The organism is Streptomyces musisoli (assembly GCF_016741855.1).
Classification (GTDB): domain Bacteria; phylum Actinomycetota; class Actinomycetes; order Streptomycetales; family Streptomycetaceae; genus Streptomyces; species Streptomyces musisoli.
Window position 1 is genome coordinate 222,413 of record NZ_JAERRH010000010.1, and the last position, 24,822, is coordinate 247,234.

A 24,822-nucleotide genomic window follows, 5' to 3' on the forward strand; every position below is an offset into this window, starting at 1 on the left:
GGCCCGGGACGATGAGGTGGGGTAGGCATGAACGCGCCGTACGACGGTGACCGCGGCCAGGGCGCGGCCGGCTCGGGCTACCCCGAGCAGCCGCCCGAGCCCGGCCAGGCGCCGCCGCAGCACGCGGCGGACATGTATCTCCAGGACGCCTACGAGCAGGACCCCTACCGGGCGCACGACCTGGCCGCCCAGGACCCGGTCGCCGAGGCGCTGTACGACCGCGCCGCGCACCCGCCGCCTCCCCCGGGGTCGTACGACCCGCAGCAGCCGCCGTACGCGCCGCCCGCCCAGTCGCCCTACGCCCCCGACCCGCGCGTGTGGGCGCAGACCCCGGCGCCGGAGCCCGGCGGTGCCACCCAGTACCTGCCGTACGGCGAGGACCCCCGCACGACTCAGTTCGTGGGCGTGGACGACCTGGTGTCGCACTCCGGCGAGGAGTACCACGAGCCGGACGCCTTCGCGCACCTCTTCAAGGACCAGCAGCACAGCGGCGGGCACGCGCCCATGGATCCCCCTGCCGTCCCGGGACCGGCCGGCGCCCCGGGCGGCGGGTACGACGCCGGGGGCCAGTACCCCCAGCCGCACGCCCAGAGCCCGCAGCAGGGCTACCCGGGTTCCGCATACCCCGCGGGTCCGTCCGCCGCCGCGTACCCCGCCGGTCCGTCCGCCGCCGGATACCCGGCGCAGGCCCCGGTGCCCGCCCCGGCCGCGGCCCCGGATCCCGCCGTCGCCGTAGAGCCGGGGGGCGCGGCCGGTGACGCCGTCGCCGCTCCCGTCAAGAAGGGCGGGCGGGCCGCCGGACTGCTGAAGTCCAGCGCCGTCATGGCGGCGGGCACGATGGTCTCCCGCCTCACCGGTTTCATCCGCTCCGCGCTGATCGCCGCCGCACTGGGCCTCGGCTTCCTCGCCGACTCCTTCCAGGTGGCCTATCAGCTGCCGACGATGATCTACATCCTGACCGTCGGCGGCGGTCTGAACTCCGTCTTCGTGCCCCAGCTGGTGCGGTCCATGAAGGAGGACGAGGACGGCGGCGAGGCCTTCGCCAACCGTCTGCTGACCCTCGTCATGGTGGCGCTGGCCGCGCTCACCGCCCTCGCGATGTTCGCCGCGCCCATCCTGGTGCGGGCGCTGTCGCCCACCATCGCCGGCAACCCGGCCGCCAACGACGTCGCGGTGACCTTCACCCGCTACTTCCTGCCCTCGATCTTCTTCATGGGCATCCATGTGGTGATGGGCCAGATCCTCAACGCGCGCGGCAAGTTCGGCGCGATGATGTGGACGCCGGTCCTGAACAACATCGTCATCATCGTCTCGCTGGGCGCGTTCATCTGGGTGTACGGCACCGCCGCCAACTCCCACCTGGCCGTCGAGAACATCCCGCCGCAGGGCCAGCGCCTGCTCGGTGTCGGTGTGCTGCTCGGCCTGGTCGTCCAGGCGCTGGCGATGATCCCCTACCTGCGCGAGACCGGCTTCCGGATCCGGCTGCGGTTCGACTGGAAGGGCCACGGCCTGGGCAAGGCCGCGATGCTCGCCAAGTGGACGGTCCTGTTCGTCCTCGCCAACCAGGCGGGCGCCATGGTCGTCACCCAGCTGTCCACCGCCGCCGGCGACGGCTCCGGCGTCAAGGGCACCGGCTTCGCCGCCTACGCCAACGCCCAGCTGATCTGGGGCCTGCCCCAGGCCATCATCACGGTGTCCCTCATGGCCGCCCTGCTGCCCCGCATCTCGCGCTCGGCCGCCGAGGACGACACCGGTGCCGTCCGCGACGACATCTCCCAGGGTCTGCGCACCACCGCGGTGGCCATCGTGCCCATCGCGTTCGGGTTCGTCTCGCTCGGCATCCCGATGTGCACGCTGATCTTCGGCTCCGCGGGCACCGACGCGGCCACCAACATGGGGTACATGCTGATGGCCTTCGGCCTCGGCCTGATCCCGTACTCCGTGCAGTACGTCGTCCTCCGCGCCTTCTACGCCTACGAGGACACCCGCACCCCCTTCTACAACACGGTCATCGTGGCCGCGGTCAACGCCGGCGCCTCGGCGCTCTGCTACTTCCTGCTGCCGCCGCGCTGGGCCGTCGCCGGTATGGCCGCCGCCTACGGCCTCGCCTACGCCATCGGTGTGGGTGTCGCCTGGCGCCGGCTGCGCATGCGGCTGGGCGGGGACCTGGACGGGGCCCGGGTGCTGCGCACGTACGCGCGACTGGGTATCGCCTCCGTGCCGGCCGCCCTGCTCAGCGGCGCGGCCTGCTACGGCGTCGGGCACAGCCTCGGCCAGGGTGTGATCGGCTCCTTCGCCGCACTGATCGTCGGCGGTGCCGTATTGTTCGGCATCTTCTTCGTCGCCGCCCGCCGGATGCGTATCGAGGAACTCAACTCGCTCGTGGGAATGGTCCGCGGGCGTCTGGGTCGTTGAGGCGGGGGTAGGCGCACAACCATCGTCCGCCGCCGCGTGTCGTGCATAGCGACGGACTGTGGGCACAATTGGGTTCGGCGTCGGACAGCGTGCAACGGATGGGGAGGCAGGGACGACGGTGGCGGAACGGAGCACGGCTGCCGTCGACGTGGCAGACAACAGCGGTGAGCAGCCGCTGACCGCCAAGGCGGACCAGGCCACGGCCGACGGGGTGGCCAAGAACCCGGAGCGGGACACGGACAGCGACAGGGCGCAGGGGAGCGGCGGAGCCGAAGGTCCCGGACGGCATGCATCGCCTCCGGAGCTGCACAGCGGTCACAAACTCGCCAGACGCTATCGGCTGGAGGAGTGCGTCACCCGTCTGGACGGATTCAGCAGTTGGCGTGCGGTCGACGAGAAGCTCCGTCGTGCCGTCGGCGTTCACATACTGCCCGCGGACCACGCCCGGGCCCGTTCCGTGCTCGCCGCCGCCCGTTCCTCCGCGCTGCTCGGCGATCCGCGCTTCGTCCAGGTCCTCGACGCCGTCGAGGAGAACGACCTCGTCTACGTCGTCCACGAGTGGCTGCCCGACGCCACGGAGCTGTCCACCCTCCTCGCCGGCGGCCCGCTGGAGCCGCACGACGCCTACCAGTTGGTCAGCCAGATCGCCTCGGCCATGGCTGCCGCGCACCGGGAGGGCCTCGCCCACCTGCGGCTGAACCCGAACGCCGTCCTGCGCGCCTCCACCGGTCAGTGGCGCATCCGCGGCCTCGCCGTGAACGCGGCGCTGCGGGGCATCAGCTCCGACACCCCGCAGCGCACCGACACCGAGGCGATCGGCGCCCTGCTGTACGCGGCGCTGACGCAGCGCTGGCCGTACGAGAACGACGCGTACGGCCTGTCCGGCCTGCCCAAGGACCTCGGCCTCATTCCCCCGGACCAGGTGCGCGCCGGGGTGCACCGCGGCCTGTCCGAGCTGGCCATGCGCGCCCTCGCCAACGACGGGGCCACGGCGTCACGTCACGAGGCCGCGTGCACCACGCCGGAGGAGCTGGTGAAGGCGATCGGCGAGATGCCGCGCATCCGCCCGCCCGAGCCGGCGTTCACGGCGCCGCCGGAGTACCAGCGCACGACCTACCAGCAGGGCACCTACGGCCGCCAAGCGCCCCACCCCGGGGCCACGCAGCCGATCACGCCCCCGCCGCCCCCGCTGCAGAGCCGGACCGGCAAGGTCCTGAAGTGGGCGGTGTCGGCGCTGCTCATCGCCGCCCTGGGTCTGGGCAGCTGGCAGCTGGCGGACGCCCTGATGGACCACGGCGGCAAGTCGGACGACACCCACAAGAGCCAGACGACGGACAACGGCGACAAGAACCCGAAGAAGCCTTCGTCCGGCCGGCCGGTTGCCATCAAGAGCGCCCGGGACTTCGACCCGTTCAGCGCCGACCACTCGGAGAAGCCCGAGGGCATAGGGAAGGCGATCGACAACGACCCGTCCACCTACTGGCAGACCGACTTCTATCTGAGTCCGGAGCTGGGCAACCTGAAGCCGGGCGTCGGGATGGTCATCGACCTCGGCAAGGTCCAGCAGGTCGGAAAGGTGACCGTCACTTTCGTGGGGGAGACGTCGGTCGAGCTGCGTGCCGCCGGCGCGGACGCGGTGTCCGAGCCGACGGCCTTCGAGGCCTTCGGCAAGGCTGCCAGCGGCTCGGGCACGACGGTGGAGCTCAAGCCCGGCAAGTCCCTCAAGAGCCGGTACCTCTTGATCTGGCTGACCAAGCTGCCCTATGACGGCGGGGACCAGTGGCGGGGCAGAGTGGCAGACGTCAAGGTGACCAGCTGAGGTCTCCACTCGGGAGGGGCAGATGGCGGAGGGCGCCGGAGATGACCGGGCGAGCGACAAGGACCTCCTCGCCCGGCATGTGGCAGGCGATGCCGGTGCCTTCGGTGAGATCGTGCGGCGGCATAGGGACCGGCTCTGGGCGGTAGCGCTGCGCACGCTGGGGGACCGTGAAGAGGCCGCGGACGCGGTTCAGGACGCCCTGGTGTCGGCCTACCGGGCCGCCCACACCTTCCGTGGGCAGTCGGCGGTCACGACGTGGCTGCACCGGATCACGGTGAACGCCTGTCTGGACCGTGCCCGCAAGGCGGCCTCCCGGAAGACCTCGCCGGTCGACGACACCGAGCGCCTGGAACAACTTCTGGAGCCGCACGAGTCCGCGTCGGCCCCGGCGGAACGCAACGACGTCCACCGCCAGCTCCTCGAAGCACTCGGCACCCTCCCGTACGACCAGCGGGCGGCTCTGGTCCTCGTGGACATGCAGGGATACCCGGTGGCCGAGGCCGCCCGGATCCTGGAGGTGCCCACCGGCACCGTGAAGAGCCGGTGCGCCCGGGGCAGGGCTCGGCTGCTGCCTCTGCTCACGCACCTGCGGCCCGACGGTGCCGGCCCCCGCTCCGGCTCCGGCTCCGGCTCCGGCTCCGGCTCCGGCTCCGGAAAGGAGAAAGAACCCCGCGCGGAACGGAACCGGGACCACAGGGCATCCGTCCCACCGGCAACGGGGGCTTCAGGCGGAAGCTCCGCGGACTCGGGACCGACTGATTCAGCCGTAGTGAAGGGCGGAGGTGGGCGAGCGTGACTTCCACGACGGACACGGCCGGGCACCCGGACGTCGAGGAGATCTCCGACCTCACCGAAGGTCTTCTCCCTCCGGGCCGTAGCGCGGACATACGGCGTCACCTGCTGACGTGCGAGCCGTGCACGGACGTCCATGACTCGCTGGAGGAACTCCGGGGCCTGCTGGGGTCGGTCTCCGAGACGGAGCGCATGCCCGATGACGTGGCGGACCGCCTCGACGCCGCCCTCGCCGCCGAGGCGCTGTTCGGCGGTGCGGCTCCCGGCTCGGCGGACGCCCACGTCGCCGCAGTCAGCCCGTCGGGACACGAACGGGACGACGACGGTGTGCGTCATGTTTCACGTGAAACATCGCGCCCCACCGACCGGCCCGCCGGGCGGCCCCCGGCATCGGTCGGTCCCCGCCGCAAGGGCCGCGAACGAGGCCGGCGCCGACGCCGTGCGGTCCTCGGAGCGGTCCTCACGGCGGCCGTTCTGGGGGCGGGGTCCCTGGTACTCCAGATGCGCGGTGACCACTCCTCCGACACCACCGCTCACGGGGAGCCGACGCCTTCCGCGGAGACGTTCTCCGGCACCAGCGTGGAAAGCCGCGTGAAGGACCTACTCACCGCCAAGAAGAAGGCGCAGCGGGAATCCGAGGCCCCCAAGCACCGGTCCGACATCGCGCCCGAACAGAACACCCCACCGTCGACGAAGCACGCGGGCACCCTGCTGCAGATTGAGCCTGCGATTCCGGACTGCATCCGGCACGCCATCAACAACAGCGGTGACGCCCTCGCCGCTGAAACGGGGACCTATTCCGGCAAGAGTGCCTACCTGGTCGTCGTACCGGCCACAGGCGACAGCGCCCGGATCACGGCCTACGTCATCGACGCCACGTGCATTCATCAGCAGCCCGCCTCCTCGGGCAAGGTTCTGCTGAAGAAGTCGTACCCGCGCTCCTGAACACGAATGCGGCACCCCTTCGCGTGCCCCCGGCGATGGTGTCGACGACCGCATACCTCGGCCACGCACCGCCCTCCGAAGAATTCGGAATATCCCATTCCGGCTGTATGGGCTGTCTTTCTTCGCGCGTTCATCTCTGTGTCCGCTTCAGGCTCGCCGGACTCGTCCCCCCGCACGCGTGTGCCCGGACACACCGGGAATGCGCGCCCCGTAGGATCCGTTGGGTGGGGTGAGAGATCTGAAAGGGTCTCCCGCCGGTCGACTGACGCAGACCAGAGACGAGGAATCAAGCCGTGAGCGACGTCCGTAACGTGATCATCATCGGCTCCGGGCCCGCAGGCTATACGGCGGCGCTCTACACCGCCCGTGCGTCGCTGAAGCCCCTGGTGTTCGAAGGCGCCGTCACCGCGGGTGGTGCGCTGATGAACACCACCGAAGTGGAGAACTTCCCGGGCTTCCGCGACGGCATCATGGGGCCCGACCTCATGGACAACATGCGGGCTCAGGCCGAGCGCTTCGGTGCCGAGCTGGTTCCGGACGACATCGTCTCCGTCGATCTGACCGGTGAGATCAAGACGGTCACCGACACCGCGGGAACGGTCCACCAGGCGAAGGCCGTCATCGTCACCACCGGCTCGCAGCACCGCAAGCTGGGTCTGCCGAACGAGGACGCGCTCTCGGGCCGCGGTGTCTCCTGGTGCGCCACCTGTGACGGCTTCTTCTTCAAGGACCACGACATCGCCGTGATCGGCGGCGGCGACACCGCGATGGAGGAGGCCACCTTCCTGTCGCGGTTCGCCAAGTCGGTGACGGTCGTCCACCGCCGGGACACCCTGCGCGCCTCCAAGGCGATGCAGGAGCGCGCCTTCGGCGACCCGAAGATCAAGTTCGTCTGGGACAGCGAGGTCGCCGAGATCCAGGGCGACCAGAAGCTCTCCGGCCTGAAGCTCCGCAACCTCAAGACCGGCGAGCTGTCCGACCTGCCCGTGACGGGTCTGTTCATCGCGATCGGCCACGACCCGCGCACCGAGCTGTTCAAGGGCCAGCTGGACCTGGACGAGGAGGGCTACCTGAAGGTCGCCTCTCCGTCCACCCGCACCAATGTGACCGGTGTCTTCGCCGCCGGCGACGTGGTCGACCACACCTACCGCCAGGCGATCACCGCCGCGGGTACCGGCTGCTCCGCGGCTCTGGACGCCGAGCGTTTCCTCGCCGCCCTCGCGGACGAGGACCAGGCGGAGCCCGAGAAGACCGCCGTCTGACCTTCCCCTTTCCCCGCCCCACTGCACGAGCAAGCTAAGGAGCCCACTGTGGCCGGCAACCTGAAGATCGTGACCGACGACTCCTTCGATCAGGAAGTCCTCAAGAGCGACAAGCCCGTTCTGGTGGACTTCTGGGCGGCCTGGTGCGGCCCGTGCCGCCAGATCGCCCCGTCGCTGGAGGCGATCGCCGCCGAGTACGGTGACAAGATCGAGATCGTCAAGCTCAACATCGACGAGAACCCCGACACGGCCGCCAAGTACGGCGTCATGTCCATCCCGACCCTGAACGTCTACCAGGGCGGGGAGGTTGCCAAGACCATCGTCGGCGCCAAGCCCAAGGCCGCGCTCATCCGCGACCTCGAAGAGTTCATCACCAAGTGATGTTTCACGTGAAACACGAATGGGCCAACCCCCTGGGGTTGGCCCATTCGGCATAACGGCCTCAGCTGTAGACGCCTCGGTTCTACAGCGGCCTCAGCGCCGGCTCCTTCTGTACAGCGCCCAGAAGCCGGTCGAGAGCCATCTCCACGTCTTCCTTCCAGGAGAGCGTGGACCGCAGCTCCAGCCTCAGTCGAGGATGCGTGGGATGCTGCCGCACCGTCTTGAAGCCCACGGCCAGCAGATGGTCGGCGGGCAGCAGACACGCGGGCTGCTCCCAGCGGGCGTCGCCGAACGCCTCGATCGCCTTGAACCCCCGGCGCAGCAGATCCTTGGCGACCGCCTGCACCAGCACCCGGCCCAGCCCCTGTCCCTGGTAGCCGGGCATGACGAACGCCGTGATCAGCTGGACGGCGTCCGGCGCGACGGGGCTCGTGGGGAAGGCCGTCGAGCGCGGCACATAGGCCGGTGGGGCGTAGAGGACGAAACCCGCCGGCACGTCATCGACGTACACCACCCGGCCGCATGACCCCCAGTCCAGCAGGACGGCGGAGATCCAGCCTTCTTTCTCCAGCGCGGCCGTGCCCGCCTTCAGTGCCGCTTCGCCGCTGACGGGATCCAGCTCCCAGAAGACACAGGAACGGCAGCGGTGGGGAAGGTCCTGAAGGTTGTCCAGAGTGAGCGGCACGAGCCGACGCCCCATGAAGGCTGATCCTCGCTTCCTTCGCCCGCCGCATCACGAGCGGCTGTCAGAGCGCTCCGTTCCCTGAGGAGGCCGCCGACGAATCCGCCGACCACTCCGAGGCTCAGGCCTGCGCTCACCAGTCCGGTGCGGCTCATCGATCGCATGGCCCCCGACTCCCCCTCACAGATGCAGCTGCTGTCCGGTGGATGTGCCATACCTGATCGCATCGTATCCACGATGGTATTCACTCGATAGCGCCTCAAAGCAAAGAGCGGGCCGCGTTCCGGTATAGACCGGACACGGCCCGCTCCACTGCGCCACCGGGCGTCACCGCCCGAGGATCAGTCGTGCGTCTCCTCGCCGTCGCCTTCCTGAAGGCTCTTCTGGAGGGCCAGCTTCTCGCCCGGGGCGAGCGAGCTGAGGATCCTTTCCAGATCGTCCGCGGAGGCGAACTCGACGGTGATCTTTCCCTTCTTCTGGCCCAGCTCGACCTTCACCCGCGTCTCGAAGCGGTCCGAGAGCCGTGTGGCCAGCTCGCTCAGCGCCGGGGAGGGCACGGAACCGGCCCGGGGTCCCCGGGCCCGCGAGGCCTTCTGGGGCCGCGAGCCCATCAGCGTCACGATCTCTTCCACGGACCGCACCGACAGCCCCTCGGCCACGATCCGGTGCGCCAGGCGGTCCTGTTCCTCCGAGTCCTCGACGGCCAGCAGGGCCCGCGCGTGGCCGGCCGAGAGCACCCCGGCGGCCACCCGCTTCTGGACGGTCGGGGACAGCTTCAGCAGACGCAGGGTGTTGGAGACCTGCGGGCGGGAACGCCCGATGCGGTCGGCCAGCTGGTCGTGCGTGCAGTTGAAGTCCTTCAGCAGCTGGTCGTACGCGGCCGCCTCTTCGATCGGGTTCAGCTGCGCACGGTGCAGGTTCTCCAGCAGCGCGTCCAGGAGGAGCTTCTCGTCGTCCGTGGCCCGGACGATGGCCGGGATGGCCTCCAGACCGGCCTCACGGCAGGCGCGCCAGCGGCGCTCGCCCATGATCAGCTCATAGCGGCCGGTTCCCAGCTGCCGTACCACGACAGGCTGGAGGAGACCGACCTCCTGGATGGAGGTGACCAGCTCCTGGAGCGCGTCCTCGTCGAAGATCTCACGGGGCTGACGCGGGTTCGGGGTGATGGCGTCCAGCGGGATCTCGGCGAAGTGGGCGCCCATCGGGGGCGCGGGCACCTCGACGGCCGGGCTCATCGGAGCCGCCTCGGCTTCCTGGGTAACGGGCGGCAGCGTGGCCACCCTGGCCGCGGCCACTCCGCGGTCGGCCGTCAGCACCGGGACGGTTGCAGGGGAGGCGGATGCTCCGCCTCCCATCGCTGCCGGGGTCGGCGTCTTCTCGGTCGGGGCAGCGGGGATCAGTGCGCCGAGACCACGGCCCAGACCCCTCCGTCGCTCACTCACTGGATCCCCTCCACCATGCTTGGGTCGTTCTGGGCGCCGATGTGGGCCTGGCTCGCGTCGTAGCTGATGCCGGCGCCCCTCAGCGCGATTTCTCGGGCCGCCTCAAGATACGAGAGGGCGCCGCTCGAACCTGGATCGTAAGTCAGCACCGTCTGCCCGTAGCTCGGCGCCTCGGAGATACGGACGGAGCGGGGAATGCTCGTCCGCAGCACCTCGCCCCCGAAGTGGCTGCGCACCTCTTCCGCGACCTGGGAAGCGAGACGCGTCCGGCCGTCGTACATGGTGAGCAGAATGGTCGACACATGCAGGGTGGGGTTGAGATGCCCCCGCACCAGGTCGACATTGCGCAGAAGTTGGCCGAGGCCTTCCAGGGCGTAGTACTCGCACTGGATCGGGATGAGTACCTCGGCGCCCGCGACGAGCGCATTGACCGTCAGCAGACCGAGCGAGGGCGGGCAGTCGATGAGGATGTAGTCCAGCGGCTGCTCGTACGCCTGGATGGCCCGCTGTAGCCGGCTCTCCCGGGCCACCAGGGACACCAACTCGATCTCCGCACCGGCGAGATCGATGGTGGCGGGGGCGCAGAAGAGGCCCTCCACATCGGGGACGGGCTGGACGACCTCCGCCAGAGGCTTGCTCTCCACCAATACGTCATAGATGGAGGGCACCTCTGCGTGGTGGTCGATGCCGAGGGCCGTGGACGCGTTGCCCTGCGGGTCGAGGTCGATCACCAGGACGCGGCCACCGTGCAGAGCCAGCGAAGCGGCAAGGTTGACGGTCGTCGTCGTCTTGCCCACGCCGCCCTTCTGGTTGGCGACCACGATGATTCGGGTCTGCTCCGGCCGCGGCAGGCCTTCGCCGGCGCGGCCGAGAGCCTCCACCGCCAGTTGGGCCGCACGACCGATGGGAGTGTCGTCCATCGGGGGCGGTGTTTCACGTGAAACATCCGTCCCCATCGACTCGGTACGGGGACCGGGGACCGGATCGGTCATCGGTCCCGCGATGTTGGCGTCGGACCGCAAGGATTCACTCTCCTCGACTTCAGGCTCGCAATGAACAGAGCCTCCCATGTCTTCGGGGTCGTGAACCAGTGAGGCCTGGTGTTCTGTGGAGAAATCCACCTCTGTGGACAACTCCGTGCCCCTTGAGGGGGACGGGACCTCCGGGGCGGTTGGGTCCTCCGCGAGTGAACCGAGAGGTTTCCGGTCGCGCGGTTCGGCCGCAGCGCGGCCCCGACCGATGATGCCGTGCAGCAGTGAGCGACGTTTCACGTGAAACACGATGCACAGCGGCTGCGACCGGACCTTCGCGACACTCCGGCTTGCGTAGGTTTGGAAGCTTGTGTGGAGTACGTCTCGTCGTCAGGACGGATCAGCGCCGCCGGCCCTTCGACTGCTCGCCCTGCGACTGCTCGTACGCAGACGACCCGTCCTTCACGTCACCGACGAATCATCCTCGGCGTCACCGGCGACTCGCCCCCGTCACCGACGATTCGTCCCCCGCGTCATCGACGGCGACGGACGCGACCGGTGCGGGCTGCCTTGGCGCGCTTCGCGGCGAAGCGGACACCACCCGGGCTCTCGCCGACCTCGACCCGCACCACGGTGGACGGCGGGTCAACCACGCCCTCACCCACATGCAGGATGGACGTCTCGACCGCGCCGAGCTTGCTGAGAGCCGTGGCCGCGGCCTTCAGCTCCTCCTCGGCGGTGTCGCCCTTGAGCGCGAGCATCTCGCCGTACGGGCGCAGCAGCGGGATGCCCCAGGTGGCCAGACGGTCCAGCGGCGCCACGGCCCGTGCCGTGACCACATGGACCGGCGTCAGCTTCCCCAGGACCTCCTCGGCGCGGCCACGCACCACGGTGACATGGTCGAGGCCGAGCAGCTCGACGACCTCGGTGAGGAAGTTGGTGCGCCGCAGCAGGGGCTCCAGCAAGGTGATGTTCAGGTCGTCGCGGACCAGGGCGAGCGGGATGCCCGGCAGCCCGGCGCCGGAGCCGACGTCGCAGACCGTCACCCCCTCCGGGACGGCCTCGGAGAGCACCGCGCAGTTCAGCAGGTGCCGCTCCCACAGGCGGGGCACCTCCCGCGGGCCGATCAGGCCGCGCTGCACGCCCGCCTCGGCGAGCAGTTCCGCATAGCGGACCGCATCGGCGAAGCGATCACCAAACACTTCCCGCGCCTGTTCGGGCGCGGGGGGAAGCTCCGCTGCCTCCGTCACGGGGACCGTCCTTCCGTACAGCGCCGGTGCTTCGCGCACCGGCCACCAGAACTACCAGGCTGACAAAGTTCGGCCCCGCCTGCTCAACAGACGGGGCCGGTGGAATGCGGGACCGATCAGGCAGGCAGCACGACGACGAAGCGCTGCGGCTCCTCGCCCTCGGACTCGCTGCGCAGCCCCGCGGCCTTGACCGCGTCGTGCACGACCTTGCGCTCGAACGGGGTCATCGGCTTCAGCTTCACGGGCTCACCGGTGTTCTTCACCTCGGCGGCGGCCTTGGCGCCCAGCTCGGACAGCTCGGACCGCTTCTTGGCCCGGTACCCCGCGACGTCCAGCATGAGCCGGCTGCGGTCGCCGGTCTCCCGGTGCACCGCCAGGCGCGTCAGCTCCTGAAGCGCCTCCAGCACCTCGCCGTCCCGGCCGACCAGCTTCTGAAGGTCGCGGCTGCCGGTGTCGCTGATGATCGACACGGAGGCGCGGTCGGCCTCGACGTCCATGTCGATGTCGCCGTCGAGGTCGGCGATGTCCAGCAGACCCTCCAGGTAGTCCGCCGCGATCTCACCCTCCTGCTCCAGGCGGGTGAGGGTGTCTGCACCCTCGGCAGCGGCGGAGGTGGTGCCTTCCGTCACGGGATGGGCTCCTTCTTACTTCTTGGACGGGGACTTGGGCCGCTGCGGGCCACCCTTGCGCTGGCCGGACTGGGCCTTGCTGCGGGTGCCGGAGCCGGGCTTCTGGGGCTGCTGGGCAGCCGCGGGCTTGGCGTCCTGTGGCTCGTCGGTCTTCTCGAGCGACGGGGAGTCACCCGCCTGCTTGGTCGCACCGGACTGACGCTGGGCCTTGGACTGGCGCTTGGGCTGCTGGCGCCGGGGGGCCGTGGCCGTGGTGGTGCCGGTGACCGCACCGTCCTCGGCCTGCGCCGCGGCCTGGGCCGCGCTCTTCGCCACGGTGCCGTCGGCCTGGGCGACGAGGCCGGCCTTGTTCAGCGCGTTGACGAACTTGCGCTCGAACTCGTTGCGGTCGCGTCCCTTGGTGACGATCGCCTTGACGATGGCCTTCTCGCTGCGCCGGCGGATCTTGCCGTGCTGCGTGATGTGCTTGGTCAGGCGCTCCAGGTAGGCGGCCTGGGCCTTGGAACCCGGGGTCGGGTTGTTGTGGATGACGTACATCTGCTGGCCCATGGTCCACACGTTGGTGGTCAGCCAGTAGACGAGGACACCGACCGGGAAGTTCACACCGAAGACGGCGAACATGACCGGGAAGACGTACATCAGCATCTTCTGCTGCTGCATGAACGGCGTCTTCACCGTCGTGTCGACGTTCTTCGTCATCAGCTGGCGCTGCGTGTAGAACTGCGACGCCGACATCAGCACGATCATGATCGCGGTGACGACGCGGACGTTGGTCAGCGAGGCGCCGAGCGCGGCGATCTGCTCTTCACTGCTGAAGAACTTCGCGGCCAGCGGTGCGCCGAAGATGTGCGCCTTACGCGCGCTCTCGAGCAGCCCCTCGTCGATGACGCCGATCTGCTTGCCCGACGCGATGCCGTTGAGCACGTGGTACAGGGCGAAGAAGAACGGGGACTGCGCCAGGATGGGAAGGCACGAGGAGAGCGGGTTGGTACCCGTCTCCTTGTACAGCTTCATCATCTCTTCGGACTGACGCTGCCGGTCGTTCTTGTAGCGCTCCTGGATCTTCTTCATCTCCGGCTGGAGCGTCTGCATCGCGCGCGTCGCCTTGATCTGCTTCACGAAGAGCGGGACCAGGCAGATACGGATCAGAATCACCAGGGACACGATGGACAGGCCCCAGGCCCACCCGGTGTCAGGTCCGAAGATCGCCCCGTACACCTTGTGGAACTGGACGATGACCCAGGAGACGGGCCAGGTGATGAAACTGAAGAGGCTGGCAATCGTGTCCACTAATCATGCTCCTTGGGCATGGGACGAGGTCTCTGCGGCCGGCCCCGAAGGAGACTCGGAATGGAGTCCCGCTTCGTCGGCCGGTTCGGCGGCGGAGGGCCCCGCCTTGCGTGCGCGCCAAGCGTTGCGCAGCATTTCGTGCCACCGCGGGCGCTTGCGCGGCGGAACATGGTCCACCCCGCCCAGCGACCACGGATTGCACCGGAGGATGCGCCAGGCGGTGAGTGCCGTTCCCTTGATCGCACCGTGCCGGTCGATGGCCGTGTAGCCGTAGTGGGAGCACGACGGGTAGTACTTGCACACCGGCCCCAGTAGTGGACTGATCGTCCACTGGTACAGCTTGATCAGGGCCAGCAGTGGGTACTTCATCGCGCGCCCCCTCCCAGGAGCCGCTGGAGGGCGGCGTCCAGGTCTCGGGCCAGCTGTGCGTGGTCTGCGTCGCCCGCTCCGGGCAGCGCTCGTACGACTACCAGGCTACCGGGGGGAAACAGGGCGACTCGGTCACGCATCAGATGGCGCAGTCTGCGCTTCACTGTGTTGCGCACGACCGCGCCACCCACGGCCTTGCTCACGACGAAACCCGCACGCGTCGGGGGAGCGCTCTCCCCAGGCGCGTGCGGGTCCGTGGCACCGCTACGAAGGTGGACGACGAGGGTCGGGCGGCCTGCCCGGCGCCCTCGCCGTACCGCGGTCGCGAAGTCCTCGCGCCGCCTCAGCCGGTTCTCGGTGGGCAGCACGACGTCATGACCTGATCGGGATCAGGCGGACAGGCTGGCGCGACCCTTGGCACGACGGTTCGCGAGAATCGCGCGGCCGGCGCGGGTGCGCATCCGCAGGCGGAAGCCGTGGGTCTTCGCGCGACGACGGTTGTTCGGCTGGAAGGTGCGCTTGCTCACTCGGGGGCTCCAGAAAGATTCGGTAGTGGCGGGGTGCCGTCCTGGCTGTCACCGTGCGCCCACGAGTAGCTCGCGTCACGCCCGATTGCACCGCTTCCCGATCACCTGACGCGATCTGTGCCCATCGGAGGCAGGCGGCAGCAGCCATCGACAACTCGACCTGGTTACGGTACGCGGGGCTACGCCATCCGGTCAAACCGGGGGTCACCGAGAGACACTATCCACAGGCTGGGGACAACAACTTGAACCGTAGCGGCCGCGCTGACTACCGTGGCTGGACTCCGATTCGTTCCTTTATCCCCGCCCGACCTGATTTTCATCCCGACCCGTCCCTGAACCACACGTTCGTGGGACCTGTGAGAGAGCGTGCCCTGTGGCTGACGTACCTGCCGATCTTGCCGCAGTGTGGCCACGAGTACTGGAGCAGCTCCTCGGGGAGGGCCGTGGCCAGGGTGTGGAGAGCAAGGACGAGCGCTGGATCCGGCGCTGCCAGCCGCTCGCGCTGGTCGCGGACACCGCCCTCCTCGCCGTTCCGAACGAATTCGCGAAGGGCGTACTGGAGGGCCGTCTCGCGCCGATCGTGAGCGAGACCCTGAGCCGTGAGTGCGGCCGGCCCATCCGGATCGCGATCACCGTGGACGAATCGGCGGGCGAACCGCCGGCGCCCGCGGCGCCTCCCGCGCAGCAGGCGCCGAAGCCGCGCTACGAGGAGCCGGAGCTGCCCTCCGGCCCGTACGAGGGGTACGGACGTCACCGCGGCGCCGCTGAGCACCCCGGTGCCGAGCCGCGCTCCGAACAGCTCCCGCCCTCCCGGCCGGACCAGCTCCCCACGGCCCGCCCGGCCTACCCGTCCGAGTACCAGCGCCCCGAGCCCGGCGCCTGGCCGCGCCCCGGTCAGGACGAGTACAGCTGGCAGCAGCCCCGGCTCGGCTTCCCCGAGCGGGACCCGTACGCCTCCCCGTCGTCCCAGGACGGCTACGGCTCCGGCGCTGACGCGTACGGCGCGCCGTCCCAGGACTACCGCCCGCAGAGCATGGAGCGGCCGCCGTACGAGCAGCAGCGCGGCGACTACGACTCCCCGCGCGCGGAGTACGAACCGTCCCGCCCGGACTACGACTCACCGCGTTCCGAGTACGACCACCCCCGTTCCGAGTACGAACCGTCCCGGGCGGAGTACGACCAGCGCGACCCGGTGCGCCGTGAGCTGTCCGAGCCCCCGGCGCACCGCGGTGGCCCCGGCCGGCCGGAGATGCCCTCGGCGGGTGCCCCCGGTCCGCAGGCCGCGCAGCCGGCTCCGGCGAGCGGCCCCGGCGAGCCGACGGCACGGCTGAACCCGAAGTACCTGTTCGACACGTTCGTCATCGGCGCGTCGAACCGGTTCGCGCACGCGGCCGCGGTCGCGGTCGCCGAGGCGCCGGCGAAGGCGTACAACCCCCTGTTCATCTACGGGGAGTCGGGCCTCGGCAAGACGCACCTGCTGCACGCGATCGGGCACTACGCGCGCAGCCTCTACCCGGGCACGCGCGTGCGGTACGTCAGCTCGGAGGAGTTCACCAACGAGTTCATCAACTCCATCCGCGACGGCAAGGGCGACAGCTTCCGCAAGCGCTACCGCGAGATGGACATCCTGCTCGTCGACGACATCCAGTTCCTCGCGGACAAGGAGTCGACGCAGGAGGAGTTCTTCCACACGTTCAACACGCTCCACAACGCCAACAAGCAGATCGTGCTCTCCAGCGACCGGCCGCCCAAGCAGCTGGTCACGCTGGAGGACCGGCTGCGGAACCGTTTCGAGTGGGGCCTGATCACGGACGTCCAGCCGCCCGAGCTGGAGACGCGCATCGCGATTCTGCGCAAGAAGGCGGTGCAGGAGCAGCTCAACGCCCCGCCGGAGGTGCTGGAGTTCATCGCCTCCCGGATCTCGCGGAACATCCGTGAGCTGGAGGGCGCGCTGATCCGGGTGACGGCGTTCGCCTCGCTCAACCGGCAGCCGGTGGACCTGGGCCTGACGGAGATCGTCCTGAAGGATCTGATCCCCGGCGGCGAGGACAGCGCGCCGGAGATCACGGCCACGGCGATCATGGCGGCCACCGCGGACTACTTCGGGCTGACGGTGGAGGACCTGTGCGGCACCTCGCGCGGGCGTGCGCTGGTCACGGCCCGGCAGATCGCGATGTACCTGTGCCGTGAGCTGACGGATCTGTCGCTGCCGAAGATCGGTGCGCAGTTCGGCGGCCGCGACCACACGACCGTCATGCACGCCGACCGCAAGATCCGCGCGCTCATGGCCGAGCGGCGCTCGATCTACAACCAGGTCACCGAGCTGACCAACCGCATCAAGAACGGCTGAGCGGCCGCACGCCGACACCGAGGGCGCCCCGGGAACGCGAATCCCGGGGCGCCCTCCTGCGTCTCCGGCGCGGCGGAGGGGAGCCGACGGGGCGCGGCGGGCCGTCGGGAGGTGTGGCGGGCCGTCGGAGGGGCGGCGGAAGCATGCCGGGCGGGCATCGGACGGCGGTCGAGCGGACGGGCGGACGCCGGAATGGCCTCCGGAAGGGTCCATGGACGTCGCTGGGGGACGGGCCCGGTGCGGGCCGGCGGGCGACGGTGGGACATGAGGCGGCCCCTGGAGGAGCGGACTCCGGGGGATGCGAGGGCCCTCCGCAGCCCTTTGCAGCCTTACGAGCGCCCTCCGCAGTCCCCCGAGGGCGCTCCGCCAGCCCCCGACGGCGCTCCGCCAGAGCCCCGACGGCCCTCCGACGGCGCTTCGAAGCCCCCTCCCGAGCCCCGCACACCCCTGTGGGCCGTTCCTCCCCGGTCATCCGGTGTTCGATTACTTGCCTGGTTACGGCCACTCTCCACAGATTCGGCGACTTTCTTCCGTCCACATCCTGGGGACTGTGGAGTTGTCCCGAACTGCGTCCACAGGGAAGCTGGTTCCTCGCCTTCCGCCCAGTTCAGGGGGCTGTGGAATCGTGGATGAACGATCTCCACAGGTTGTGGAAAACGTGCGGCTCCACAGCCTGTGCAAAAAGTTGTCCACCGGCAGCCCACAGGCTGAGGGCGGTTGTCCCCAGCGATCCGCCGCTTCTCCACATGGCTGTCCACTGTTCGGCAACCCGACGCACCCGCTCACCGCGTCGAGTGAAAGCCGTCACAGGAAGCTGCCGGGTTGGGGTGTGGGAAACGTGGGTATTCCTGGGGACACAGCTGGGGAGAACTGCCCTCGTCCTGTGGGCGACGTGTGCAGAACTTTCTGTTCTCCACAGACAGGCCCGGTTGTCCACTGCCTCCACCCACAGGGCCGGTGGATAAAAAACCTGCGCTGAGCTGCGCAAACGGGGTTATCCACGGTATCCACAGGCCCTACTACTACTCCCGACTAGAGAGAGTTCGGCAATCGCTTTGAAGCGGGGGCTGTGCACAACTTGCCGTCTCGCCTCCGGCTGCCGCCCGGACCGACTTGACCCCGACGGGCACCTACTGTCAGTGCGGTGCGTCAGACTGGTCCCCGGTGTCCTTCCCTCGGCAGTGGGCGGTGACACCGAGTCGGAGGACTCAGTAGCAACAGCAGGAGGCGGCTTACGGTGAAGATCCGGGTGGAACGCGACGTACTCGCGGAGGCAGTGGCGTGGGCTGCACGCAGCCTCCCGGCCCGTCCGCCGGCGCCTGTCCTCGCCGGCCTGCTGCTCAAGGCCGAGGACGGCCAGCTGAGCCTGTCGAGCTTCGACTACGAGGTCTCCGCACGGGTGAACGTCGAGGCGGAGGTCGAGGAGGAGGGCACCGTCCTCGTCTCCGGCCGGCTGCTCGCCGACATCTCCCGCGCCCTCCCCAACCGGCCGGTGGAGATTTCCACAGACGGTGTACGGGCGACGGTGGTCTGTGGCTCCTCGCGATTCACACTCCACACCCTGCCTGTGGAGGAGTACCCGGCGCTGCCGCAGATGCCGAACGCGACCGGCACCGTCCCCGGCGAGGTCTTCGCCGCCGCCGTCTCCCAGGTGGCCATCGCCGCCGGCCGTGACGACACGCTCCCGGTGCTCACCGGTGTGCGCATCGAGATCGAGGGCGACACGGTCACCCTGGCCTCCACCGACCGCTACCGCTTCGCGGTCCGCGAGTTCCTGTGGAAGCCGGAGAACCCGGACGCCTCCGCCGTCGCCCTGGTCCCGGCCAAGACGCTGCTGGACACCGCGAAGTCGCTGGGCGCCGGGGACAGCGTCACGCTGGCGCTGTCCGGCGCCGGCGCCGGTGAGGGACTGATCGGTTTCGAGGGGGCCGGGCGGCGCACGACCACGCGTCTGCTCGAGGGCGACCTGCCGAAGTACCGGACGCTGTTCCCGACCGAGTTCAACTCCGTCGCCGTGATCGAGACCGCGCCGTTCGTCGAGGCGGTCAAGCGTGTGGCCCTGGTCGCCGAGCGGAACACCCCGGTGCGGCTGAGCTTCGAGCAGGGCGTGCTGATCCTGGAGGCCGGTTCCAGCGACGACGCACAGGCTGTGGAAAGGGTCGACGCGCAGCTCGAGGGCGACGACATCTCGATCGCTTTCAACCCGACGTTCCTGCTGGACGGTCTCAGCGCGATCGACTCGCCGGTGGCGCAGCTGTCGTTCACGACGTCCACCAAGCCGGCGCTGCTCAGCGGCAAGCCGGCGCTGGACGCCGAGGCCGACGACGCGTACAAGTACCTGATCATGCCGGTGCGCCTCAGCGGCTGACGTCGTCCACAGCTGTGCACAGTGCCGGGCTCCCTCTGTGGATGTCCGGCACTGTGGCCGGCAGCCGTGTGGACCCAGCGCCGGCACATCGAAAAACCGCAGGTCAAGGGCAGTAACGCATGAGCGCGTATGCCCACAGCTGTGCATGAGCGTCCGGGTTTAGGCTCGGCTCGGCACTCAGGTGCCTGACACGCCATACAGCGACCTAAGGAACACAACTGATGGAGCTCGGTCTCGTCGGCCTCGGCAAGATGGGCGGCAACATGCGCGAGCGGATCCGCCGCGCCGGCCACACCGTCATCGGATACGACCGCAACGCCGACCTCGCGGACGTCCACAGCCTTGAAGAGCTTGTGGGCAAGCTCAGCGGCCCGCGGGTGGTCTGGGTGATGGTCCCGGCCGGCGAGCCCACCCAGTCGACCATCGACCAGCTCGCCGAGCTGCTGGAGCCCGGTGACGTGGTCGTGGACGGCGGCAACTCCCGCTGGACGGACGACGAGAAGCACGCCGAGGAGCTGGCGGCCAAGGGCATAGGCTTCGTCGACTGCGGTGTCTCCGGCGGAGTCTGGGGCCTGGAGAACGGGTACGCGCTGATGTACGGCGGCGACGCCGAGAACGTCGCCAAGGTGCAGCCGGTCTTCGACGCGCTGAAGCCGGAGGGCGACTTCGGCTCGGTGCACGCCGGCAAGGTCGGTGCGGGCCACTTCGCGAAGATGGTCCACAACGGCATCGAGTACGCCATGATGCAGGCCTACGCCGAGGGCTGGGAGCTGCTGGAGAAGGTCGACTCCGTGGAGAACGTCCGCGAGGTCTTCCGCTCCTGGCAGGAGGGCACGGTCATCCGCTCCTGGCTGCTCGACCTCGCGGTCAACGCCCTGGACGAGGACCAGCACCTGGAGGGCCTGCGCGGTTATGCACAGGACTCCGGTGAGGGACGCTGGACTGTGGAGGCCGCGATCGACAACGCGGTGCCGCTGCCGGCGATCACCGCGTCGCTGTTCGCGCGGTTCGCCTCCCGGCAGGACGACTCGCCGCAGATGAAGATGATCGCCGCGCTGCGCAACCAGTTCGGTGGCCACGCCGTAGAGAAGAAGTAGGCCTTTCGCCGGGCCGATGGAGAAACAGGGAGGTCGGCGGGACGACCATGCACGTCACGCATCTTTCGCTGGCCGACTTCCGCTCGTACGCCCGGGCCGAGGTCCCGCTCGACCCGGGCGTCACCGCCTTCGTCGGCCCCAACGGGCAGGGCAAGACCAACCTCGTGGAGGCGGTCGGGTACCTGGCGACCCTCGGCAGCCACCGGGTCGCCTCCGACGCCCCCCTCGTCCGCATGGGCGCCGAGCGTGCCGTCGTCCGGGCGCAGGTCCGGCAGGGCGACCGGCAGCAGCTGATCGAGCTGGAGCTGAACCCGGGCAAGGCCAACCGGGCCCGCATCAACCGGTCCTCCCAGGTCAGGCCGCGCGATGTGCTGGGGATCGTACGGACCGTGCTGTTCGCGCCCGAGGATCTCGCGCTGGTGAAGGGGGACCCCGGTGAGCGGCGGCGGTTCCTGGACGAGCTGATCACCGCGCGCTCCCCGCGGATGGCGGGCGTGCGCTCCGACTACGAGCGGGTGCTCAAGCAGCGCAACACCCTGCTCAAGACGGCCGCGCTCGCGCGCCGGCACGGCGGCCGGAGGGGGGCAACCGCCGGGCGGGCGGAGCCGGGCCCGGGGGCGGATCTGGTCACCCTCGACGTGTGGGACCAGCACCTCGCGCGCGCGGGCGCGGAGCTGCTCGCCCAGCGGATGGACCTCATCGCCGCGCTGCAGCCGCTGGCCGACAAGGCGTACGAGCAGCTGGCGCCCGGCGGGGGTCCGGTCGCGCTGGAGTACAAGCCGTCCGCGCCCGGCGAGGCCCACACGCGCGAGGACCTGTACGCCCAGCTCATGGCGGCGCTGACGGAGGCGCGCAAGCAGGAGATCGAGCGGGGCGTCACCCTCGTGGGCCCGCACCGTGACGATCTGGTCCTCAGACTCGGTCAGCTGCCCGCCAAGGGGTACGCCTCGCACGGCGAGTCCTGGTCCTACGCCCTGGCCCTGCGGCTGGCCTCGTACGACCTGCTGCGGGCCGAGGGCAACGAACCGGTGCTGATCCTGGACGACGTCTTCGCCGAGCTGGACGCCCGCCGCCGGGAACGGCTCGCGGAACTGGTCGCGCCCGGCGAGCAGGTGCTGGTCACCGCCGCCGTGGACGACGACGTGCCCCATGTGCTGGCCGGCGCCCGGTACGCGGTGGCCGACGGGACGGTGGAGCGCGTATGAGCACCGACGAACCCGCCTCCGGCGCCCGGAAGAACGCCCCGGACAACGCCCGGAGCGCGCAGGAGCCCTCCGGTGTCGACCTCGCGCGCGTGGCGCTGCGCGCCGCGAAGGAGCAGGCACGCGCGCGTGGGGACGCGGCGCGGCAGAAGAAGCAGGCGCGGCGGGGCGGCGGCCTGCGCTCCGGCGCGCGCGCCGACGGACGCGATCCGATGGCGCTGGGCGCGGCGATCAACCGGCTGATCAACGAGCGCGGCTGGGAGACCCCGGCCGCGGTCGGCGGGGTGATGGGCCGCTGGCCGCAGATCGTCGGCGAGGACCTGGCCAAGCACTGCGTGCCGCAGCGGTACGACGAGGACGAGCGGGTGCTGACCGTCCAGTGCGACTCGACGGCCTGGGCGACGCAGCTGCGGGTGCTGGCCCCGGCGCTGGTGGCCCGGCTCAACGAGGATCTCGGACACGGCAGCGTACGGATGATCAAGGTGCTCAACCCCGGCGGCCCGGCCCGCCGCTACGGCCCGCTGCGGGCCCCGGGGAGCACCGGGCCCGGCGATACGTACGGGTGACGTACCTCACGTCTCGGGGTTGCCGCGGCGTGCCGTCGTGCCTGCGTACACAGGTGTGGATCACCGCCGGATCGCGCCCGGAGCGCCTTCTGACCCCCGAGTAGCCAAGGGTTGACGGCTCGAAGCGCTGAGTGCCGCTGTGAGCCGCTTGGAGCCCCCATCCGTATATCGGGACCCGGCCGAGACCGGTTGAGGGCGGCACATGGGGGCTCAGGTGCCCGCAAACCCCCATCGATGTCAGTGCTACCGGTAGACTGGAAGACAATCCCGCCCCAATGTGGGGACCGCCCGGGAAAAGCTGAGCAACGCTGATCAAGGCTTACCAACGCAACATGCCGCAGCCGCTCCGGCAACCTGCCGACGAGCCCGGCTCGTGCTGTGCCAGAAAGGGCGCTTCGTGGCCGATTCCGGCAACCCCAACGAGAACATCCCGTCCACCGACGCCGGCGTGAACGCCGAGGCCACCGCCTCCGCGTCCTACGACGCCAGCGCCATCACCGTGCTCGAAGGGCTGGACGCGGTCCGCAAGCGGCCCGGCATGTACATCGGCTCCACGGGCGAGCGCGGTCTGCACCACCTGGTGTACGAGGTCGTCGACAACTCGGTCGACGAGGCGCTGGCGGGTTACGCGGACACCATCGACGTGACGATCCTCGCCGACGGCGGCGTGCGCGTCGTCGACAACGGCCGAGGCATCCCGGTGGGCATCGTGCCCTCCGAGGGCAAGCCGGCCGTCGAGGTCGTGCTGACCGTGCTGCACGCGGGCGGCAAGTTCGGCGGCGGCGGGTACGCCGTCTCCGGCGGTCTGCACGGTGTCGGCGTCTCCGTCGTGAACGCCCTTTCGTCCAAGGTCTCCGTGGAGGTCAGGACCGACGGGCACCGCTGGACGCAGGACTACAAGATGGGCGTCCCGACGGCCCCGCTGGCCAAGCACGAGGCGATCGAGCAGACCGGCACGTCGGTCACCTTCTGGGCCGACCCGGAGATCTTCGAGACCACCGAGTACTCCTTCGAGACGCTGTCCCGGCGCTTCCAGGAGATGGCGTTCCTCAACAAGGGCCTGACGATCAAGCTCACCGACGAGCGTGAGTCGGCGAAGGCGGTCGCCGGTGCGGACGAGGCGGGCGCCGACGAGAAGGCCGAGGTCAAGACCGTCACGTACCACTACGAGGGCGGCATCGTCGACTTCGTGAAGTACCTCAACTCCCGCAAGGGGGACGCGGTGCACGCCACGGTCATCGACCTGGAGGCCGAGGACAGGGACAAGAGCCTGTCCCTCGAGGTCGCCATGCAGTGGAACAGCGGCTACAGCGAGGGCGTGTACTCCTTCGCGAACATCATCCACACCCACGAGGGCGGTACGCACGAGGAGGGCTTCCGCGCGGCCCTGACCTCCCTCATCAACAAGTACGCGCGCGACAAGAAGCTGCTGCGCGAGAAGGACGACAACCTCACCGGTGACGACATCCGTGAGGGTCTGACCGCGATCATCTCGGTCAAGCTGAGCGAGCCGCAGTTCGAGGGCCAGACGAAGACCAAGCTGGGCAACACGGAGGCCAAGACCTTCGTGCAGAAGGCGGTCTACGAGCACCTCAACGACTGGCTGGACCGCAACCCGGTCGAGGCCGCGGACATCGTCCGCAAGGGCATCCAGGCGGCCACCGCGCGCGTGGCGGCCCGCAAGGCCCGCGACCTGACCCGCCGCAAGGGCCTGCTGGAGTCGGCGTCCCTGCCCGGCAAGCTGTCCGACTGCCAGTCGAACGACCCCACCAAGTGCGAGATCTTCATCGTCGAGGGTGACTCCGCCGGCGGCTCGGCCAAGTCCGGCCGCAACCCGCAGTACCAGGCGATCCTCCCGATCCGCGGCAAGATCCTGAACGTCGAGAAGGCCCGGATCGACAAGATCCTCCAGAACCAGGAGATCCAGGCGCTGATCTCGGCCTTCGGCACGGGTGTGCACGAGGACTTCGACATCGAGAAGCTCCGCTATCACAAGATCATCCTGATGGCGGACGCCGACGTCGACGGCCAGCACATCAGCACCCTGCTGCTGACCTTCCTGTTCCGCTTCATGCGGCCGCTCGTCGAGGCCGGGCACGTGTACCTGTCCCGACCCCCGCTGTACAAGATCAAGTGGGGCCGCGACGACGTGGAGTACGCCTACTCGGACCGTGAGCGCGACGCACTGATCGAGATGGGCCGCCAGCGCGGCAAGCGCGTCCGCGAGGACTCCATCCAGCGCTTCAAGGGTCTCGGCGAGATGAACGCCGAGGAGCTGCGCGTGACCACGATGGACCAGGAGCACCGGGTCCTCGGCCAGGTCACCCTGGACGACGCCGCCCAGGCCGACGACCTGTTCTCGGTCCTCATGGGCGAGGACGTCGAGGCCCGCCGCCAGTTCATCCAGCGAAACGCCAAGGACGTCCGCTTCCTCGACATCTGAGTCGGTCTCAGCTGACCGCACC

At 69.6% G+C, this 24,822-nt stretch carries 21 protein-coding genes; 12 read left to right on the forward strand and 9 right to left on the reverse strand.

Features of this window, described 5'->3' with window-relative positions; all coding sequences use genetic code 11:
* Window positions 1–27: 27 nt before the first annotated feature.
* The 6 genes from murJ to trxA all read left to right on the forward strand — a co-directional run bounded on the left by murJ (window position 28) and on the right by trxA (window position 7,614).
* On the forward strand, window positions 28–2,415 hold the full coding sequence (gene murJ / locus JK361_RS25695; RefSeq protein WP_201822162.1) for a murein biosynthesis integral membrane protein MurJ: 2,388 nt from the start codon (window positions 28–30) through the stop codon (window positions 2,413–2,415).
* A gap of 118 nt (window positions 2,416–2,533) precedes the next feature.
* A complete protein-coding gene (locus JK361_RS25700; protein WP_201822164.1) occupies window positions 2,534–4,234 on the forward strand; it encodes a protein kinase family protein in 1,701 nt (566 codons plus the stop codon).
* Between the two features lie 22 nt (window positions 4,235–4,256).
* Window positions 4,257–5,030 carry an RNA polymerase sigma factor SigM gene (gene sigM, locus JK361_RS25705; RefSeq protein WP_201822166.1) on the forward strand — a complete coding sequence of 258 codons (774 nt, stop codon included), beginning with the start codon at window positions 4,257–4,259 and terminating at the stop codon, window positions 5,028–5,030.
* Complete coding sequence (locus tag JK361_RS25710; protein ID WP_201822168.1) at window positions 5,027–5,971, forward strand: RsmA family anti-sigma factor; 945 nt, start codon at window positions 5,027–5,029, stop codon at window positions 5,969–5,971. The genes sigM and JK361_RS25710 overlap by 4 nt, the downstream gene beginning before the upstream one ends.
* Before the next feature lie 293 nt (window positions 5,972–6,264).
* A complete protein-coding gene (gene trxB / locus JK361_RS25715; protein WP_201822170.1) occupies window positions 6,265–7,233 on the forward strand; it encodes a thioredoxin-disulfide reductase in 969 nt (322 codons plus the stop codon).
* 48 nt (window positions 7,234–7,281) lie between these two features.
* The gene (gene trxA / locus JK361_RS25720) at window positions 7,282–7,614 is read left to right on the forward strand and encodes a thioredoxin (protein WP_201822172.1); all 333 of its coding nucleotides are present in this window, start codon (window positions 7,282–7,284) and stop codon (window positions 7,612–7,614) included.
* A gap of 82 nt (window positions 7,615–7,696) precedes the next feature.
* Here trxA and JK361_RS25725 read toward each other — a convergent pair whose 3' ends face one another.
* The 9 genes from JK361_RS25725 to rpmH form a co-directional block, all read right to left on the reverse strand.
* Window positions 7,697–8,314, reverse strand: a complete 618-nt coding sequence (locus tag JK361_RS25725) for a GNAT family N-acetyltransferase (protein ID WP_201822174.1) — start codon at window positions 8,312–8,314, stop codon at window positions 7,697–7,699.
* A gap of 323 nt (window positions 8,315–8,637) precedes the next feature.
* Complete coding sequence (locus JK361_RS25730; RefSeq protein ID WP_201822176.1) at window positions 8,638–9,738, reverse strand: ParB/RepB/Spo0J family partition protein; 1,101 nt, start codon at window positions 9,736–9,738, stop codon at window positions 8,638–8,640.
* On the reverse strand, window positions 9,735–10,808 hold the full coding sequence (locus JK361_RS25735) for a ParA family protein (RefSeq protein ID WP_201822352.1): 1,074 nt from the start codon (window positions 10,806–10,808) through the stop codon (window positions 9,735–9,737). Before JK361_RS25735 ends, JK361_RS25730 begins: the two co-directional genes overlap by 4 nt.
* Before the next feature lie 434 nt (window positions 10,809–11,242).
* Window positions 11,243–11,959, reverse strand: a complete 717-nt coding sequence (rsmG, locus tag JK361_RS25740; RefSeq protein ID WP_201822178.1) for a 16S rRNA (guanine(527)-N(7))-methyltransferase RsmG — start codon at window positions 11,957–11,959, stop codon at window positions 11,243–11,245.
* A gap of 116 nt (window positions 11,960–12,075) precedes the next feature.
* On the reverse strand, window positions 12,076–12,588 hold the full coding sequence (locus JK361_RS25745) for a Jag family protein (protein WP_201822180.1): 513 nt from the start codon (window positions 12,586–12,588) through the stop codon (window positions 12,076–12,078).
* Window positions 12,589–12,603: 15 nt separating this feature from the next.
* Complete coding sequence (gene yidC / locus JK361_RS25750; protein ID WP_201822181.1) at window positions 12,604–13,878, reverse strand: membrane protein insertase YidC; 1,275 nt, start codon at window positions 13,876–13,878, stop codon at window positions 12,604–12,606.
* 3 nt (window positions 13,879–13,881) lie between these two features.
* Window positions 13,882–14,247, reverse strand: coding sequence for a membrane protein insertion efficiency factor YidD (gene yidD / locus JK361_RS25755; protein ID WP_201822183.1), 366 nt, complete (start codon window positions 14,245–14,247; stop codon window positions 13,882–13,884).
* Window positions 14,244–14,615, reverse strand: a complete 372-nt coding sequence (gene rnpA, locus JK361_RS25760; protein ID WP_078611778.1) for a ribonuclease P protein component — start codon at window positions 14,613–14,615, stop codon at window positions 14,244–14,246. Before rnpA ends, yidD begins: the two co-directional genes overlap by 4 nt.
* Window positions 14,616–14,636: 21 nt before the next feature.
* Entirely contained in the window at window positions 14,637–14,774 is a 138-nt protein-coding gene (gene rpmH, locus JK361_RS25765; protein ID WP_015659252.1) for a 50S ribosomal protein L34, read from the reverse strand.
* 373 nt (window positions 14,775–15,147) lie between these two features.
* Here rpmH and dnaA point away from each other — a divergent pair, with 373 nt between their 5' ends.
* From dnaA to gyrB, 6 genes are all read left to right on the forward strand, one after another.
* Window positions 15,148–17,124, forward strand: a complete 1,977-nt coding sequence (gene dnaA, locus JK361_RS25770; protein WP_201822185.1) for a chromosomal replication initiator protein DnaA — start codon at window positions 15,148–15,150, stop codon at window positions 17,122–17,124.
* Window positions 17,125–18,361: 1,237 nt separating this feature from the next.
* On the forward strand, window positions 18,362–19,492 hold the full coding sequence (gene dnaN, locus JK361_RS25775; protein WP_201822187.1) for a DNA polymerase III subunit beta: 1,131 nt from the start codon (window positions 18,362–18,364) through the stop codon (window positions 19,490–19,492).
* A 221-nt stretch (window positions 19,493–19,713) separates the two neighbouring features.
* Window positions 19,714–20,589: a phosphogluconate dehydrogenase (NAD(+)-dependent, decarboxylating) gene (gene gnd, locus JK361_RS25780; RefSeq protein ID WP_201822191.1), complete on the forward strand. Its 876-nt coding sequence runs from the start codon at window positions 19,714–19,716 to the stop codon at window positions 20,587–20,589.
* A 47-nt stretch (window positions 20,590–20,636) separates the two neighbouring features.
* Complete coding sequence (gene recF, locus JK361_RS25785; protein ID WP_201822193.1) at window positions 20,637–21,794, forward strand: DNA replication/repair protein RecF; 1,158 nt, start codon at window positions 20,637–20,639, stop codon at window positions 21,792–21,794.
* The gene (locus tag JK361_RS25790) at window positions 21,791–22,357 is read left to right on the forward strand and encodes a DciA family protein (RefSeq protein WP_201822195.1); all 567 of its coding nucleotides are present in this window, start codon (window positions 21,791–21,793) and stop codon (window positions 22,355–22,357) included. The genes recF and JK361_RS25790 overlap by 4 nt, the downstream gene beginning before the upstream one ends.
* A gap of 373 nt (window positions 22,358–22,730) precedes the next feature.
* On the forward strand, window positions 22,731–24,800 hold the full coding sequence (gyrB, locus tag JK361_RS25795; RefSeq protein WP_201822197.1) for a DNA topoisomerase (ATP-hydrolyzing) subunit B: 2,070 nt from the start codon (window positions 22,731–22,733) through the stop codon (window positions 24,798–24,800).
* Window positions 24,801–24,822 lie beyond the last annotated feature (22 nt).